Annotated in this window: 10 protein-coding genes and 1 pseudogene; 4 read left to right on the top strand and 7 right to left on the bottom strand. The window is 61.6% G+C overall.

Annotated elements, in window-relative coordinates; genetic code table 11:
- Window positions 1-3: 3 nt before the first annotated feature.
- The gene (locus tag J8C06_RS13335) at window positions 4-1128 is read left to right on the top strand and encodes a CsgG/HfaB family protein (RefSeq protein ID WP_211429920.1); all 1125 of its coding nucleotides are present in this window, start codon (window positions 4-6) and stop codon (window positions 1126-1128) included.
- 73 nt (window positions 1129-1201) lie between these two features.
- Here the strand turns inward: J8C06_RS13335 and J8C06_RS13330 are convergent, their stop codons facing one another.
- From J8C06_RS13330 to J8C06_RS13310, 5 genes are all read right to left on the bottom strand, one after another.
- Window positions 1202-1597, bottom strand: a complete 396-nt coding sequence (locus J8C06_RS13330) for an STIV orfB116 family protein (RefSeq protein ID WP_211429919.1) — start codon at window positions 1595-1597, stop codon at window positions 1202-1204.
- Window positions 1598-1684: 87 nt separating this feature from the next.
- Entirely contained in the window at window positions 1685-2320 is a 636-nt protein-coding gene (cobO, locus tag J8C06_RS13325; RefSeq protein ID WP_211429918.1) for a cob(I)yrinic acid a,c-diamide adenosyltransferase, read from the bottom strand.
- A 44-nt stretch (window positions 2321-2364) separates the two neighbouring features.
- A complete protein-coding gene (locus J8C06_RS13320; RefSeq protein WP_211429917.1) occupies window positions 2365-3297 on the bottom strand; it encodes an ABC transporter substrate-binding protein in 933 nt (310 codons plus the stop codon).
- On the bottom strand, window positions 3297-7208 hold the full coding sequence (gene cobN, locus J8C06_RS13315; RefSeq protein WP_211429916.1) for a cobaltochelatase subunit CobN: 3912 nt from the start codon (window positions 7206-7208) through the stop codon (window positions 3297-3299). The genes J8C06_RS13320 and cobN overlap by 1 nt, the downstream gene beginning before the upstream one ends.
- Window positions 7209-7378: 170 nt before the next feature.
- Entirely contained in the window at window positions 7379-11617 is a 4239-nt protein-coding gene (locus tag J8C06_RS13310; RefSeq protein WP_211429915.1) for a reprolysin-like metallopeptidase, read from the bottom strand.
- 329 nt (window positions 11618-11946) lie between these two features.
- Between J8C06_RS13310 and J8C06_RS13305 the strand changes: the two genes are divergently transcribed.
- From J8C06_RS13305 to J8C06_RS13295, 3 genes are all read left to right on the top strand, one after another.
- Window positions 11947-12390, top strand: coding sequence for a MarR family winged helix-turn-helix transcriptional regulator (locus J8C06_RS13305; protein WP_211429914.1), 444 nt, complete (start codon window positions 11947-11949; stop codon window positions 12388-12390).
- A 64-nt stretch (window positions 12391-12454) separates the two neighbouring features.
- Entirely contained in the window at window positions 12455-13153 is a 699-nt protein-coding gene (locus J8C06_RS13300; protein ID WP_211429913.1) for a pirin family protein, read from the top strand.
- Window positions 13154-13181: 28 nt separating this feature from the next.
- The gene (locus J8C06_RS13295; protein ID WP_211429912.1) at window positions 13182-13946 is read left to right on the top strand and encodes a DUF6683 family protein; all 765 of its coding nucleotides are present in this window, start codon (window positions 13182-13184) and stop codon (window positions 13944-13946) included.
- A gap of 28 nt (window positions 13947-13974) precedes the next feature.
- On the opposite strand, the gene J8C06_RS13290 is transcribed toward J8C06_RS13295, so the two are convergent.
- Together J8C06_RS13290 and J8C06_RS13285 are read right to left on the bottom strand one after the other, a co-directional pair.
- Window positions 13975-15177, bottom strand: coding sequence for an RNA-guided endonuclease InsQ/TnpB family protein (locus tag J8C06_RS13290; RefSeq protein ID WP_211429911.1), 1203 nt, complete (start codon window positions 15175-15177; stop codon window positions 13975-13977).
- Window positions 15171-15798, bottom strand: a pseudogene (locus J8C06_RS13285) (IS607 family transposase). Before J8C06_RS13285 ends, J8C06_RS13290 begins: the two are co-directional and overlap by 7 nt.
- Window positions 15799-15889: the final 91 nt, after the last annotated feature.

Here is a 15889-nt window from a genome sequence, read left to right as displayed (position 1 = left end):
CATATGAGGCTGATTTTTGTTTGGCTGTGTCTGATGGTGGCCGTCCAGACGGCTCTTGCTCAAAAACCTGCGAATGAACCGAAGCGGGTCGCCGTTGCTCCGTTCAGCCAGACGGTAGATGCCAAGATCGTCGCCGTACTTGAATCTGAACTGGCGAATGCTCTTGCCACCTACTGCAATCTCAAGTTGGTCGAGCGACAGCAACTCGGCCAGGTCCTGAGTGAGCTCAAGTTGAGTAACTCCGAGCTGGTCGACCCCAAAGCTGCTCAGAAAGTTGGCAAAATCATCGCGGCTGACTACCTGGTGTTGGGGGAGATTCTCGACTACGGTGCTGCCCGCGGCGCGGTATCCGATCGAGCCCGCATTGGCGCACATATCCAACTCGTTGAGGTGGCGAGCGGGAACATCATCTTGTCGATGATCTCTCGGAATGAAGTCAGCCTCAACACTTCGACGAGCCGGACCGTGGGCGCAATTCTCTCAACCGTGGCCGGTGACCTAGACCTGATACCGTCAAGCAAAGCAAGCCGAGTGGCATCAGTGTTATCGGCCGCTAAACCGTCTCTTCCCCATTTGGACGAATCGCAAGCGCTCACGATGTACCAGGCCGCTATGCCGGCCATCACCCGGAAGTTTGCCGAAAAGATCAACCAAATGTCGCCGCTGACGGGATACGTCGTGGCCAACAAAGATGGCCGAGTAGCCATCAATATCGGCGCTATCTCAGGCTGCAGAAAAGACCATGAGTTCTTAGTCTACACTGACGGGCGGGTTATCAACGACCCAGCCTCGGGACAAAAGGTCGGCATGACTGAAGTCCCGGTCGGCTTTCTGAAAGTCGTTGACGTGGAAGACAAGCTCGCCTGGTGTGAAGTCATCCGAACCTTTTCAGATAAAACCCCGCTTCCCGACAAAATCCAGGTTACGATGCCGGTCCGCCAGTCTTACCATGAGTTTTATCCGGTGGTATTACCCGATGAGGTGTACCAGATCATCGGCCACGTCTACAAAGCAGAGAATGAGCGTGCCAAAAAGGAGGCTGAGCGTACCAAAAAGGAGGCCGAACGGGCTAAAAAAGAGGCCGAACGCGCTCGGAAAGAGGAAGAAAAGAAAAATAAACAGAACTAAAGTCACAACCGGGATCAAAAGGTGAGTCTGTCCCGGGCGATGACGGCAGGCAGTTGGTCTGGACGGCTGCCGCCTAACCGGGCTCGGCTCCTTCGTCGGCCAGGCGGGTCAACAGCCCAAGTTCGTAGCCGATGGCCTCCAACTGTGCCTCAGATAGAATAGCACCTTCCGGTGGGCGCCGGTTCAGACGGAATACGATCGCCCGTTCCCCAACGGCTTGCTCGACAGCAATCCGGCTGGCGGGAACAACAATGCCGAGCAGACGGCTCATCAGGACCGCCGTCGAGTGATGCCCAACCGCAGAACAAATGTCATCGCCGGCGCGCTGCGCTTCTGCAACAAGGCAACGCGCAGCCTCGGCCGTCAACGGTTCATACCGGTAGAGTCCGTAAGCCGTGAGAATACTGGAATTGATCAACAAAAGTCGCTTGTGTGAACCGCGCGAATCGAACAGAGCCTGGGTAGACATAAGCGTCATCAAGGTCAGTAAGGTGTCGTGCTGAGTTGTTCCACACCCGTGTGGGAAACGTACCGGTCGAGCTTGACGGCCACATTGTCAAAACTCAATGCCGCGTTGGGCTTTGATGCCGGCCCGGAAGGGGTGCTTGACCAGTTTCATTTCGGTAACGAGATCGGCCAGTTCGACGATGTCCGGGTGAGCGCTGCGGCCGGTCAGGACAACGTGAAGTTGGTCGGGCTTACTGCGCAGCGCAGCGAGAACCGCCGCCACCGGCAGGGTCTCGTCGCGGAGCACAATGTTGATTTCATCAAACACAAGCAAGTGGTAGCTGGGGTCGGCCATCAGTTCACAGGCCTTGGACCAAGCGCGTTCGGCGGCGGCGCGGTCACGGTCACGATCCTGGGTTTCCCAGGTAAAACCCTCACCCATGGCAAAGAAATCCACCCGTCCCGGTAACTCGCGGGCAAACGCGGCTTCACCACTTGTCCGCGCGCCCTTGGTAAACTGGACGACGCCGACCCGCAGCCCGTGGCCCAGCGCCCGAAAGATCAAGCCGAGCGCCGCCGTGGTTTTGCCCTTCCCGGCTCCGGTGTGAACGATAATGAGACCTTTTTCCTGGGTAGCCTGCGCAATCCGCTCATCCTGGATGGCTTTCTTGCGAGCCATCCGCTCACGGTGGCGGTCGGATGACTCGGACGGCTCAGATGGTGTGACAGCGGCAACTTCGGTCATAAAAAAAGCCCCTCACCGGCGAGCCTGGCTTTGCCGAACAGGCATTACGGTAGTGCATTCACTGCCTCGACAATCGTCATGACAGCATCGGCCGTATGGTGTGAAACCGTCCGTAGCGACCGCGACGGCAGCGCCAGGACACGCTTGCGGCGAACCGCCTCCAGCGCCACTAACTGCGGGTCGGACAGTAAACGTTCACGGAAACCTACATCAGAAGCAAAGCCCGTGGCGACCAAGATCACATCCGGGTTGAGCTTCAGCAACGCTTCGGCCGAGATCGCCGTATGCCCGACTACGTCAGATGCCGCGTTTTGCAACCCGGCGGACGTGAGCTTGACGTGGGTCATCGTATCCCTTCCGGCAACCATGAGCGGCGGCATGACATACAGTACCCGCCAGCCAACGCGGTCCGGCCGCAGTGCCGCGCGCGCTTCCTTCAACCGAGCATGCATGGCGGCAATGACCGTCTCGGCCCGCGCTTCCTCGCCGAGCGCGCGCCCAATCCGACGCACATTGTTTTCAATATCGTCCAGCGAACGGAAGTCTTCGACGAGCAGCGTTGGCGTCCCGGTTTGCTCAACCGCCTGCCGCAGCTCGGCCCTGGTGTAGCGCGCCAGCAAGACCAGATCGGCCCGCAGTGACAACATTCGCTCCGGCTCACGCTCCACGAAAACCCCGACCTGGCGCGCAACGTCCGCCACATAGCTTACTTCAGGGTCGGCGGCGTACTTCGACAGCGCCACGATCCGCTCCGGCGGCACAAGCGCACACAGGATTTCATCGGTCCCGATGGAAAGTGATGCCACCCGCTGTCGTTTGGCAGCCGGAGTCGTAGCCGTCGCCGGCTCACCGGACGGGCGCGAGACGCCAACTTGGCAGCCACCAGCCGGACAGGCGACCACAGTCGCCAGCCCAACGACCGTCAGTTGGTAGATAACCTCACTTGGCCACCTGCGTCGCCCCATGCGTCCGCTCATCACCCTCGCTTCCCCGCGGCCATGATACGCGCCTCAGCGCCGGCCTGGATGTCCCGCAAGCGGGTCGTCACCGTCTCCGGCGGATGTCGCCACAGGCCACGCTCCACGGCTTCAAGCAGGCGGCCGGCGATGTCGCGCTGGGTCCAGGGATTGCTCTGGCCGAGAAAACTAGCCATCTCCTCATCAAAAAGGTACGCCTCCGCCACCCGCTCATAAACCCAATCGTCAACCAAGTCGGTCAACGCCGCATACCCAAACAGGTAGTCCACCGTGGCGGCCATTTCAAGCGCCCCCTTGTAGCCATGTTCCCGGATAGCCCGCAACCACTTGGGATTTGTCACCCGGGCCCGAATCACCCGGCGCAGTTCTTCCCGTAGTGTCCGCACCCGTGGCCGCGCCGGGTCTGAAGTGTCGCCAAAGAGCGTCGTCGGGGCCTGCCCGCGCAGATTCTCGATCGCCGCCGCCATGCCACCGTGAAACTGCATGTAATCGTCACTGTCGAGAATGTCATGCTCGCGGTTGTCCTGGTTCTGAACGGCAACGTCGCAGGCTGCCAACTGGCGCGCAAATACCTCGCCGGCCGGCGTGCCGTACTCGTCCGCCGTGTAGGCATAACCACTCCAGCGCAGGTAGATGTCGGCCAGATCAGCGCGCTCCGTCCACGCCTTCTCCGACAACGCAGCCAGAATCCCGACCCCATAGACGCCTGGCTGATTGGAGAAAATACGAAACCGTGCTCGCCGGTGTGCCGCGTCAGGTGAGTCGCCGGCTGCCACGTAGTGGGCCTCAGCCACACGTGTGCGCTTGCGCACATAGTTCCACTCATCCGGCTCATCCGCAGCCGCAGCGAGCCTGACAGCCTCATCGAGCAGAGCGATGACATTTGGGAACGCATCACGGAAGAAACCGGAAACCCGCAGGACGACATCAATGCGCGGCCGCCGAAGTGTCTCCAGCGGGAGCCGTCGCAGACCTATGACGCGCCGACTGGCCGGCTGCCAGCACGGCTCAACCCCCAACAGCCACAACACCTGGGCCACATCATCCCCCTGGGTACGCATGTTGGACGTTCCCCAGAGTGTCAACCCGACCACCTCCGGGAACGCCTGCTTTTGCGCGACGTAGCTGGCCACCAGCGCGTCACCCAACTGCCGCCCGACCTCCCAGGCAAACGGTGATGGAACGGCCCGCACGTCAACCGCGTACATGTTGCGCCCTGTCGGGAGGATGTCCGGCATACCGCGGGTCGGCGCGCCGCTCGGCCCAGGCGGAATGGCCCGTCCGGCCAAGCCATCCAGGAGGTGACGGATTTCGTCCGGCGCGCGTCGCACCCGCGGGAGGATGTCCTGCCCAAGGTACGCAAGCCCGGTCCTGGTTGCGCTGCCAAGCTTTGCAGCAAAGGGGTGGGTGAGATCGAAGTCATGCGCCACCGCCGTGGCGACCAGCTCACGAACCGCTGCATCCAGCGCCCGGCGCAGGCGTCCAACGCTGGTGATGGCTGAGGGGTCGCAAGCCGCCAGCCCTGACGGGACAGCTTCCGGCAGCCACGCCGTTTCGGCCGGCAGGTCGTCCAAGTTCGGCGGTAAACCCAGGTCCTGCGCCAGCGCTGTCGGCAGTCCCGGACGCTCCGGTGTCCCCTGCCGCGCCAGGGCGCAGAGAAAGTCCACCAGCCGCTCGCCCTGCGGGGCTTCACCAAAGACATGTAATCCGTTCCGAATCTGGATTTCGCCCAACTCGCACAAGTACCCGTCGAGCTTTTTCAGAAACGCCGGCCACTCGTCTTCGTCTGGCCGGGCCGTGTAGCCCAGATCGCGGTGGAGATTTGCCGCAACGACGGCTTCCCAGATGGCCGCGACAATGAGCGGCCGTTTCTCCGGGTCGAGTTGGTCGGCGCGCCCCAGCTCGGTCAACAGCGCCTGAAGCGGCGCCAGTTCACATTCCTGTTCGACCTCGGCTTGGGTCATCGGTGGTGGCAGGTGGCTGACCAGCGCGGCATGCCAGCGCCGTTTCGCCTGGAGGCCTTCGCCCGGATCACCGACGAGAAACGGATAAAAAACTGGCGTGTCACCGAGCACAAGTTGCGGATAACACTGCGCCGACAAACCCAGCGACTTGCCCGGCAGCCATTCGACCGTCCCGTGCTTGCCGCAGTGAATGACGGCATCCACACCAAAGACGGTGCGCAACCAGTGATACACCGCCAAGTAATGGTGCGAAGGCGCGAGTTCGCCACTATGGTATAGCGCCTGTCGGTTTTCTCCGTAACCACGTGGCGGTTGGATGAGAACCACCACATTGCCGTAACGGCGTGCCGGGATGTACCCAAGGTCTCCGACCGTCATGACCTGCCCCGGTGGCTCCCCCCACGTCGCCCGCAGCGCCGCTTGCGCCGGTTCGGGAAGCCGGGCAAACCAGTCTGTGTAATCCGCTACCCGATAATGGGCGGACTGGCGGGCCTGCTCTTCCGAAAGCCACTCGACTTCGTAGCCACCGAGCGCCAGCAGTTCTTCCATGAGCGCATCACCATCTGGCGGCAGGTCCCCCACGACATAGCCTTCCTCGCGCAGCGCCTGAAGAATGCGTAGCACCGACGCCGGCGTGTCCAGGCCCACGGCGCTGCCGACCCGGCCGTTGCGGTTGGCAAAGTTGGTCAGGACAATAGCTAGGCGTTTTTCCCGATTGGGGAGCCGGCGCAGCCGTCCCCAGCGGGCCGTCAGTGCGGCCAAGGCTTCGATCTGGGCCGGAATCGCCACCTGGCGACTTGCTCCGGCCGGCGTCAGCTCCTGTGCGCCAATGACGGTTGAGATGATGCGCCCGTCAAACTCCGCCATGACGACTTTCATGGCGGCATCCAACGGAGACAGCCCGCTCGAACTGGCCGCCCATTCGGCCTGTGAAGCGCGTACCGTCAGGCCCTGAATGACCGGAACCCCCAGTTGCGCGAGCACATCAAGCCCAGGGCCGGCAGCCCGTGTCAAACGTTGCCCGTGAACGATGTCGGCCAACGCATAACTCAGCAGGCTGATGATGACATCGGCCCGCGCCTGATGGCCAAGGTAGGCAAGCAGCGTCTCTGGCGGTGTGTCCCGCAGGCTGTAGCAAAAAACCGGCAGCGGGCGGCACCCACGGGCTTCAAGCGCCCGGACGAGGGCATCCACGACGGCAAGGTCGTTACTTTGCCAGTAAGCCCGGTAAAACAGGAGACCCACCACCGGACCGACCGCTTCACGCCAGTAGGTCCGCGCAAAGGTCGCCACATCCAGCCGGGCCGTGGCTTCATGGTCAGCCGCGTCGGGGTGGTACAACCCATACATTGGCACGGCTACCGGTGGCGCAAAACCAAAGGACGTGCCCAGGATGCCATCGGCTAGGTAACGCAGCCCCTGCGCATAGTTCGCTGCCCCGCCAGCGACACAATAAGTAAGGAAGATCGCGGCAATCTCCGGGTCAACAGTCGTGTAGCCGGCTAGTTCGGCGTCGGGGCGATTGTCCCCCGGTAGCGCAACCAGGGCCGCGCCGGTTTGGTCACACAGGATACGGAGCTGGGTCAGTCCTTCACGGAAATACGCCAGACCACCCAGGATACGAACGATCACCAGCTGCGCGGTCGGCGCAATCTCCTTGGCGAAAGCCGCCACATCGGTCGGCGTCTGGAGGGTGCCGCTGCTTTGCGCCTGCAACCGTGGAAAGCCGGGCGGAAGCTGCGACTGAGCGGCGGTGAGCGTCTCTAGTTCGGTATCCGAAGCAGAAATAAAGATGATGTCCGGGCGCGGACGGTACAGCAGACCGCTATGATCGTCACGGCAACCGTTGGTGGTTTCCTGGTGGTTGGTTGTAACGATGTATTGGCGTTGGGTGGGCTTGCCTATGACGTTATCAGCTTCATTGTTTGTCGGGTGGTAAAGCCCCATGGTGTCAGTTTATGTTTTTACGTTATCAGACGGATGTATCAACACGCGGTATTCCAACCATAACCACAAAAACGGCGCGTGGCCAATCCACCACGCGCCGTCATCAACGTTGAGCGACGACAACGAGAGCGCATCCCAACACCATCCGGCATGCGCCCTCGCCCTTTCCGTCAGCGTCGTTTCGTCGCCAACCCGTCACCGGGGGACGAACCTCCCCAACGACGCACCGGCGGCACGTCCGTCTTGACCTCTATCGGCGCAACCGCCAGCCCACGGCTCTCCCGACCCGTCACGCTTCCGCCACCGGTACAGCCTAAAACATTCACGAAGAACCGGAAGCGCCGCACCGACGGCAGGGCTACCCGAAATGTCACCGTCGTTGATGCCCCTGGCGCTAGTGTCGTCACGCTCGGCGTCTGAATCGCACCCACCAAGCCACCACTCGCACACGTTGCCCCATCCGCTGAAATCAGCCGGAAAGGCACCGTCGGCGCCGGACCGTTTGCCGCTTGCAGCTCCACGACCTCAAAGGCCAAATTCGACAGTGGCGTTGCCGAAACATTCGTCAACGTCCCGCTCATGACAAAGTCATTGGCGTACCCTTGCGCTCCACACGTTGGCGCTTCCAGGACAGACCCCGTGATCACCAGCGAAACCTGCGAATTGATCACCCCAGGCAGGCACGTGCCACACGGACCACTGCCCGGTGTGCACTGCCCCAACGCCGCCGCCAACTGCAATCCCGGCGTGATGACAGACTGATTGAACGAAAACTGGGTGAAGTTTGACATCGCCGTGTTTCCGGCCTGCACGCCGACCGTCGCGCTGGCGCCGTTGGCGGTGGCGCCAATACCGGTTTGCACGTAGCGGAACTGGAATTGGCTCGATCCTTCGTTGAAGACCACCGCGAAGTTGAGGTTCTGCGTGGGACCGCCTCCATCGCCAAATCGCCGTCCGCGCCACTCAATGATGAACTGACGGTTCGGCGCCGTTCCCACCGTGTTGGTGTATATCCCGCCGCCCGTCGTCGTCAAAATGAGGTCATCCCAGTAGGGGCAGACGACCGGCACATTGGGGAAAACCGCCGCCGGCAGGGAGACATTGGTCAAACTCGTGCTGCCGCCGGAAGCCACGAACTGAACGTTTCCGTTCGTGCTCACCGTGATGGTTTGTCCGGCCGCCACCGGCGTGCCGTACACCAAGAACGCAAACGGCGTCGTCGTGGTCACAACGACGTCGTCGGCCGCGCTGCCCGGAACAAACGTTCCGCCCGGCGGGATCACCGCCCCGGTCGGTGTTGACGTGAACTGATAGTTGTTTACGTCCTGTCCCACCGGCAGCGTGAAGTTGAATGTCGCCGGCGAAGGCCCGCCTGAATACGTCACGGTCAGTGTGAAGTTGATGGTTGTGCCGCAGGCAATGGACCCGGTCGTGCTGACTTGGAAAGGCGTGGTGTTGACGCCTGCGCCACCACCCGCCAGAAGATTCGGATACGCCGACGTCGCCTGCGTCACCGTCACGCCTGACGTCGTCGTTGACAACGTGGCCGAAATCGCCGTCGCATCCAAGACGCCGTCATTGATTAGTTGGATACTCAGCGCATTGCACTCATTCGGGTCAATCTGCCCATCACCGGTTGTGATGGTGCGGGTCCCCAACGCGAGATTCGCCTGGGATGGCTGCACGGTCACGGTGAACCGCTCGATGTCCGTGGCTCCACAGGTATCGGCAGTGCGCACCTCGATGACGTAGCTTCCCGGCGTCGTTGTGCCAACCGTGGACACGGTGACGACACCGGTCGTTTGATTGACCGACACCGTGCCGCCACCCGGCAAGGTTGTCGGAGAAACCGTTAGCCCGGCCAGGTTGTTGTTGGCATCTGCCGGTCCCTGGCTAGGTGACACGTCAACCGATGCACCAACCGGAACGGTTTGATTTGAAAACGCACCGAGCGTCGGAATCGCGTTATTTGACACGTTGACGTTGAAGTTACCCGACACGACTCGCCCCACCGCGTCGGTCACCGTCACGCGCACGGGATATGAACGCACGCTGGGCGGATTGGGAGCGACGAGGTTGCAACTGGCCGTGGCCGTCGCCGTGATGATGTTACCCGAAATGAACCCTGCTACCGTCAGGTCCGGCGTGGGCGATTCCTGATCCAGGGTAAAGGTGTACGGGGCGGTGCCGCCGGCAATCGTCGCCACGGTCACGGGGGCCGTCGTAGGCGAACCCTGACGGGTGACGATCGGTCCGCCCAAGGTCAGTGTCGGGGCCGCAGTTGGTCCATTGGTGATGGAAAAGCCCACGTCCGAAACGTCAAAAAAGGTGCCACTCCCGCTTGGAAGAACGGCTTCGACGCGCACGCGCGCCTGCGCCGTCGCCTGCGTGCTACTCGGCACGGTCACGCTGGCCGTGCCATTGTTGGGAACGTTTGACGCGAGTGTCACCGGATAGGTGTTGCCGCCATCCACCGACAGCAGGATATTCACATTGGTCGCGTTGACCGGCGCGACGTCGGTGCCGTTGACGTTCCATGTCACCGTCTGGCTCGAACCCGCCGCCCACGTCACAGCGGTATTGGGCGCGGTCACGGTAAAGGGTCCAGCCGCCGTTGTGACCGTCACGCCCACCGTGGCGTGGCGGACACCGCCACCGCCAGCCCGGTTATCACGGGCGGTCACCCGAAAGGTCAGCGTCCGGTTCGTGTTGGGCAGTGTTTCGCCCGGCACGCCGGTGGCGTTGTTGGGATCATTCTGATTGTTGAGGATGTAACGTAGGGATGGAAACGTGCGCGAGGGGCTCGTGACCGGATCAAAACTGCGGAAAATCGGAGATGAGCCGTTATCGCTGAACGGCCGCGCGGCGCTCTGTGCCGGGCCGAGATCAAACTGCTCCCAGCAGTAGGTCAGCGGATCGCCATCGGGATCGCTGGCCGCGACGGTCAGCGTAAACGGCGTCTGGCGCGGAATCGTGAAGCCCGTCAGTGGTGTTATCGTTGGAGGCGTGTTGCCGGTTGCCGTCGCAACCGGACAGCCACTCCCACCGCCACTGTTGGTGTAGTTGAAAATTTCCTGAAAGCTGATGGTGTGAAAATAGTCGTCACTATTGGGCTGGAGATTGTCGGCGGCACAGATGCCGGCATACGCCATAATCGTGTTACCGCTGCCGACTTCATAGGCGGCCACGGCGCTGCGATTGCCAGAACAAGCGCCTTGGTTGCCATTGAAAGGGTGTCTTGCACCATATTGATGACCGATCTCGTGAGCCACATAGTCCACGTCATAAATATCCCCGGTTGGCGTCGATAGCCCGGTTACCCCGCGGGCCTTCTGCCCGGTCGTGCACACGACACCCAGGCCGGCCACCCCTCCACCGCCGGTGCTGAACACATGACCAATGTCGTAGTTGGCATTGCCGATGACGTTATCCAGATTGGTTTGGTTCTGTCCCAGCATGGCCACACCATCGTTGTTGCTGTAAGGGTCAGATGCGGCATTGGTGTAAACGATGAGATCATTGTTCGCCACCAGCACGAAGCGGATCGCCAAATCGCGTTCATAGATGCCGTTGCAACGGTTGATGGTCGTGACGATGCCACCCAGGCCACCGGTGACCGTGCCCCCATAGGTTGCGGTGTACTCACCCGTCGCCGCGCAGGCCAGCCGATACGTACGCAAGGTCGCCCCAGAGGGATTGAGCGGAGTCACGGCCGCCGTATCGAGATGGTCGGCATCCGCGCGGTCGGTCACACCACAGAGCAACTGCTTTGTCACATTGCGATAGTCACGGCGGAAATAAGCAATGTAGTGTCCTTGATCGCCGCGTTGGTAAGGATCGATGTAGTAGTTCCCACGAGGCGTCAGCACCTGCGCATGAAAGCCCTGCGGCGTCCAGTCAAAGCGGACCGTCGCCGCGGGATCGTCCACGCCTTGACCGAGATAAGTCTTGATGTCAGGAAACTTACGGGCTAGTTCCGGCTCCATGATTGAGGACTCGACGATACGGAACGCGCCGAAACCTCTGTCAGGCAACGGAAGCGAAATCGTCACCGGACTCGCTTGCGTGCGAACACTGCCTTCGACCGGCGCCGCCGCCAAGCGCGCTTTGAGCGCCGGGACATCGAGCGCAAGGGTTCGATAGGACTGAGGCTCAACCCAGCGGGCCATACCGCGCCGTGGAATGGCGGTTTCTTCGGTATCGCGCCAAATATCGCCTGAACCATCCCGCGCCTGCGAGCCGTTGGGCTTTGAAGAAGGTACGGCCGCTCCTGAGGTGGTGGCCGGTTTTGCCGAGGCGGGCGCACGGCGTTCCGAGTTTGAACTCACATAGCTGGCGGCCAACCAGGGACCGCCGCACAGTACGGCAAGCAGAACAGTGAAAATAAGTCGTCGTTTCGGGCTTCCCACGAGTGAACCTCCTCTTTGCAAGGCTGTCTGAAGACCATCCACCGCAGAAAACAGTCATCCCTACCCAAGCCGCCGGGGAAGCCGCTCTACCCAAATGAGCCTCAAGGAGCTTTACAAACAGATTGTGATGACCAATGCGCGGCGACGCTACCAGTGAGCAGGAATGAAAGCAATAGATGGCAAGCGCGACGGCTAACTGAAGTACTGAATTGAGGTTTTCAGTCGCTCGGAAGGCGCGAGCTTCTGGCATATTCTCTGGCAGTTCGGCGGTCGCGCTTGACATTACTCGTTACAACATCTATCGTCGCAACTACGAAAGGACCAGCCCCATGCCGAGCCGTCGAACCACCCCAAATGCCAATCTCTACGAGAAGCTCTGTCTGGCCGTGCTTCAGTCCGCCGAAGCCCTGACGACGGACCTGGGGAACTTTCTCAAAACCTATGACCTCACACCGGTTCAGTACAATGCGCTGCGCATCCTGCGTGGCGCCGGACCGGACGGCGCCACCTGCCAAACCATCGCCGAGCGCCTCATCACCCGCGACCCCGACGTGACCCGCCTGCTCGATCGCCTCGAACACAAACAACTCGTCATCCGCCGCCGGGAGGCCATGGACCGGCGCGTCGTCAAAGCCATCCTGACGCCGGACGGCCTTGATCTCGTCAACCGCCTCGACCAACCGGTGCAAGCTTGGCACGCGGAACGGCTTGGCCGCCTCTCGCCGGCCGAATGCCAGTCCCTGCTCGCCCTGCTCGAGCGGATGCGGACGTAAGCCTGTTTTTTGCCCCTATAGTCGTTTGAACGAAAATCGTCTAAACCTGAAAGGAGACCACCCCATGTTGACCGTTCGCAGAGCTTGGGAACGGGGCCACGCCAACCACGGCTGGCTCGCTGCAAGCCATACCTTTTCCTTCGCCAACTATGACGACCCACGCTGGCGGGGCTTCCGCGCCCTGCGCGTCTTCAACGAAGACCGCATCGCGCCCGGCGCCGGCTTCGGCATGCACGGCCACCGCGACATGGAAATCATCACCTATGTCCTCGATGGCGCGCTGCGGCACACCGACTCCATGGGCAATACGTCCGTTCTGGAGCGCGGCGGACTCCAGCGCATGACAGCCGGAACCGGCGTCCGCCACAGCGAGATGAACGCCTCGGCCACCGAACCCATCCATCTCGTCCAAATCTGGATTCTGCCCGAACGCGCGGGACTGACGCCAAGCTACGAAGAAACGTCACTGCGCGACAACCCGCCCCGCGGAGCGTTTCAACGCATCGCGGCCCGCAAGGCCCAACCGGACGAACTCACCATTCACCAGGATGCGTCCATCTGGCTGGCAACGCTCGCACCCGGTGAAACGACCAACCACAGCCTTGCTCCCGAACGATACGCTTGGGTACAAGTCCTGCGCGGAATGGTCACGGTCAACGGACACGCGCTCCAGGCCGGCGATGGTCTGGCCGTTTGTGCGGAGCGCGACCTTGCCTTTGACGCCGCCGCCGAAAGTGAAATCATGCTCTTCGACTTGGCTTGAACTTCAGTCGCCTTGTGAGGTAGTCGTCATGCTCAATGCCTTCCGCGCCCTCTTGGGTATTTGGCTCATAGTTAGCATTGCCGCGCCGGCCCTTGGTCAAGATCGGCCGGCTGACCGTCAATCAGCCGATCCTGACTGGTACGACTACGAACAAGTCGGTCGTCAACCCACCATCAATGGCCGTTCGGCGCGGGATAAAATCCGCGCCTATGAAAACCGCGCTGGGGCCGTTTTCTCCGACCAGCCGGTGACGCGCCGCCGAGTCCGTCCGGCGGACGCCCCCCGGCGCGGACCCCAGCGCAGAACAACGGCCTACCGTCCGGTGTCCGACATGCTGGCGCCGGGCATCCTGGCCCAATCGGTGGATGGCGACTCAGTTGCCGCGCGTCGGTTCTATGAAGATGCCCTGCGTGAGTATCGGCGCGGCATGATTGAGCAGGGCTGGCCCGTCGAGGACGTCGCCGCCGCTATGGTGCTCTACCTCAACAACCACTACACCATCGTCTTCGGCACCCCGATGCCACCGGGCGTCCCCTATGCGCTTTACGAGCAGTTCCAGGAAATCCTCCTCACCGACGAAGATTTCTTGGCTTCGGACGACCGCGAGCGCCAAATCCTGGCCGAGTCGCTGGCCATTCTCGCCACCGCGACCTATTCGCAATATGAGTTTGCCGGTGGGCGCGAGCGCGAACGGATTCGGCAGCAAGCCCGCGCCAACCTGGAGTCGTTTGCCGGACAGTCAGCCGAGGAGTTTCAGGAAATGGTGTATGCCATCCGCAATCAACTTCCCTAGCCGTTCTGCAATACCTACACAAATCTAGTCATTTCTGACTAAATCTGCGGCTTGCTTCCTGCTTCACCGCGGCCGGTTTCACTCCGGTCTTGCGACCGGAGCCAGAGCCTTCCTCTCCACAGGCTGACACCGTGGAACTCACGGCCAAGTTCTTCAGATTGATCGCAGCGTTCACGTCGCGGTCGTGGCGCATTCCGCAGGCCGGGCACGTCCACTCCCGCACGGCCAGCGGCAGGGCTGCGAGCTTGTGTCCGCAGTCCGAACACGTCTTGCTGCTGGCATAGAAGCGGTCGGCGACCACCACCACGCCGCCACGCATCGCCGACTTGTACTCCAGTTGCCGCCGGAACTCGAAGAAGCCCACATCGGCGATGGAGCGGGCCAGATGGCGGTTCTTTGCCATCCCGCGCACGTTCAAATCCTCGATGCCAATGGTATGAAACCGGCGCGTGAGATTTGTCGTGAGCTGGTGCAAGGCGTCAAAGCGGATCGCGGCAATGCGGGCGTGCAGTCTCGCCAGCTTTGCCTTTGCCTTCTTGCGATTGGCTGATCCTTTTTGCTTGCGGCTCAGACTGCGCGAGAGCCGTTGCAACCGGGCCAGCCGCGCCTTGTGCGGCTTCGGGCCGTCGCTGACCTCTCCCGTCGAGAGCGTTGCCAGCGCCGCAACACCCAAATCCACGCCCACCGCGCCTTGGTTTTCGGCTTTGGGCAGGTGCGAATGGTCTTTGGTATCCACGGTGATGCTGACAAACCAGCGGTCGGCCACCCGGGAGACCGTGGCCGACATAATCTTGCCAGCGAAGCGCAACGACTCGCGCATGCGCACCCAGCCTAGGTTGGGGATGCGTATGCGCGAGTCTTCGATGCTGAACTGGTCATTGGTGAGCGTGAAACGGTCATCCACGCCCTTCTTGCGGAACTGCGGATAGCGGGCGCGGCCTGCGAAAAAGTTCTGGAACGCCTGCCCCAACTGGATGATCGCCATCTGCGGCGCGTTCTTCGTGACCTCCAGCATCCAGGGGAATTGCTTGCGCTTGATGGCGTTCAACTGGCGGCGCAACGCAGCCTGCGATGGCTTGGGCTGGCCGTTGTCAGCCTTCCATGTCTCGTACTGCCGCTGCCACTCGGCCAGCGCCCAGTTATAGGCAAAACGCGCCGTGCCCGCCGCCCGTGCCAGATACGTTGCCTGCACGTTGTTCGGATCGAGCGCGACCTTGTGGGCGATCAGCATTGCGATGCCTCCACCGCCTGCCGCACGCCATCGAGCAGCTTCTGGTTCTTGCGGCTGCGCGAGCCGTACCGCCTGGCCGAGAAGACCGTGATGATTTCCAGCACGTCCTTGGCCAAATCTTCCTCGAACGTCGTGTCTTCGCCTTGATTCAGGATGACGACCGCGACCTGCTTGGCTTCGCCGATGGCGAACACCAGTTCCGCGCCAAACCGCAGCCGCCGGTCTTTGGGCGTGATCACCAAGCGCCCGATCTGACCATCGATGATGGCCTCCAGCCGCTTCTTCAAGCCTTTCTTGTGGTAGTTCATGCCGGAGCCAAGATCAGCGATGACCTCGAATGTCCAGCCTTGGCGGGCGCAGTACAGTTTCCAGCACCTGTTTCTGCCGCTCCAGATCATCCGTCTGGTCGTGGCTTGAGACACGGGCATAGGCCACGGTGCGGCGCTGCGGGTCCACCGCAGCGCGGAACAGTTCGGGCTTGAGCTTGGCGAGGTCGGAGCGGCGATGGCCGCCCGCCGTGTGTTCTGCGGCCAGCCTGCCCGACGCCTCCCAGCGGCGCAGAGTCGTGCTGGACACGCCCAGCGCCGAAGCAGCTTTACCTATGCTTACGAATCTCTCCATATTGCAGAGTATTGCATACACTTAATAGAGTATTGCATACACTTAAAAGGATTCAATCAAACTGTTCGAGCCCTGTCTCAGTGTGCGCGCG

The organism is Chloracidobacterium validum (assembly GCF_018304825.1).
Classification (GTDB): Bacteria; Acidobacteriota; Blastocatellia; order Chloracidobacteriales; family Chloracidobacteriaceae; genus Chloracidobacterium; species Chloracidobacterium validum.
Note: the sequence above shows the minus strand (reverse complement) of the source record. Positions and strands in the feature narration are given on the sequence as shown.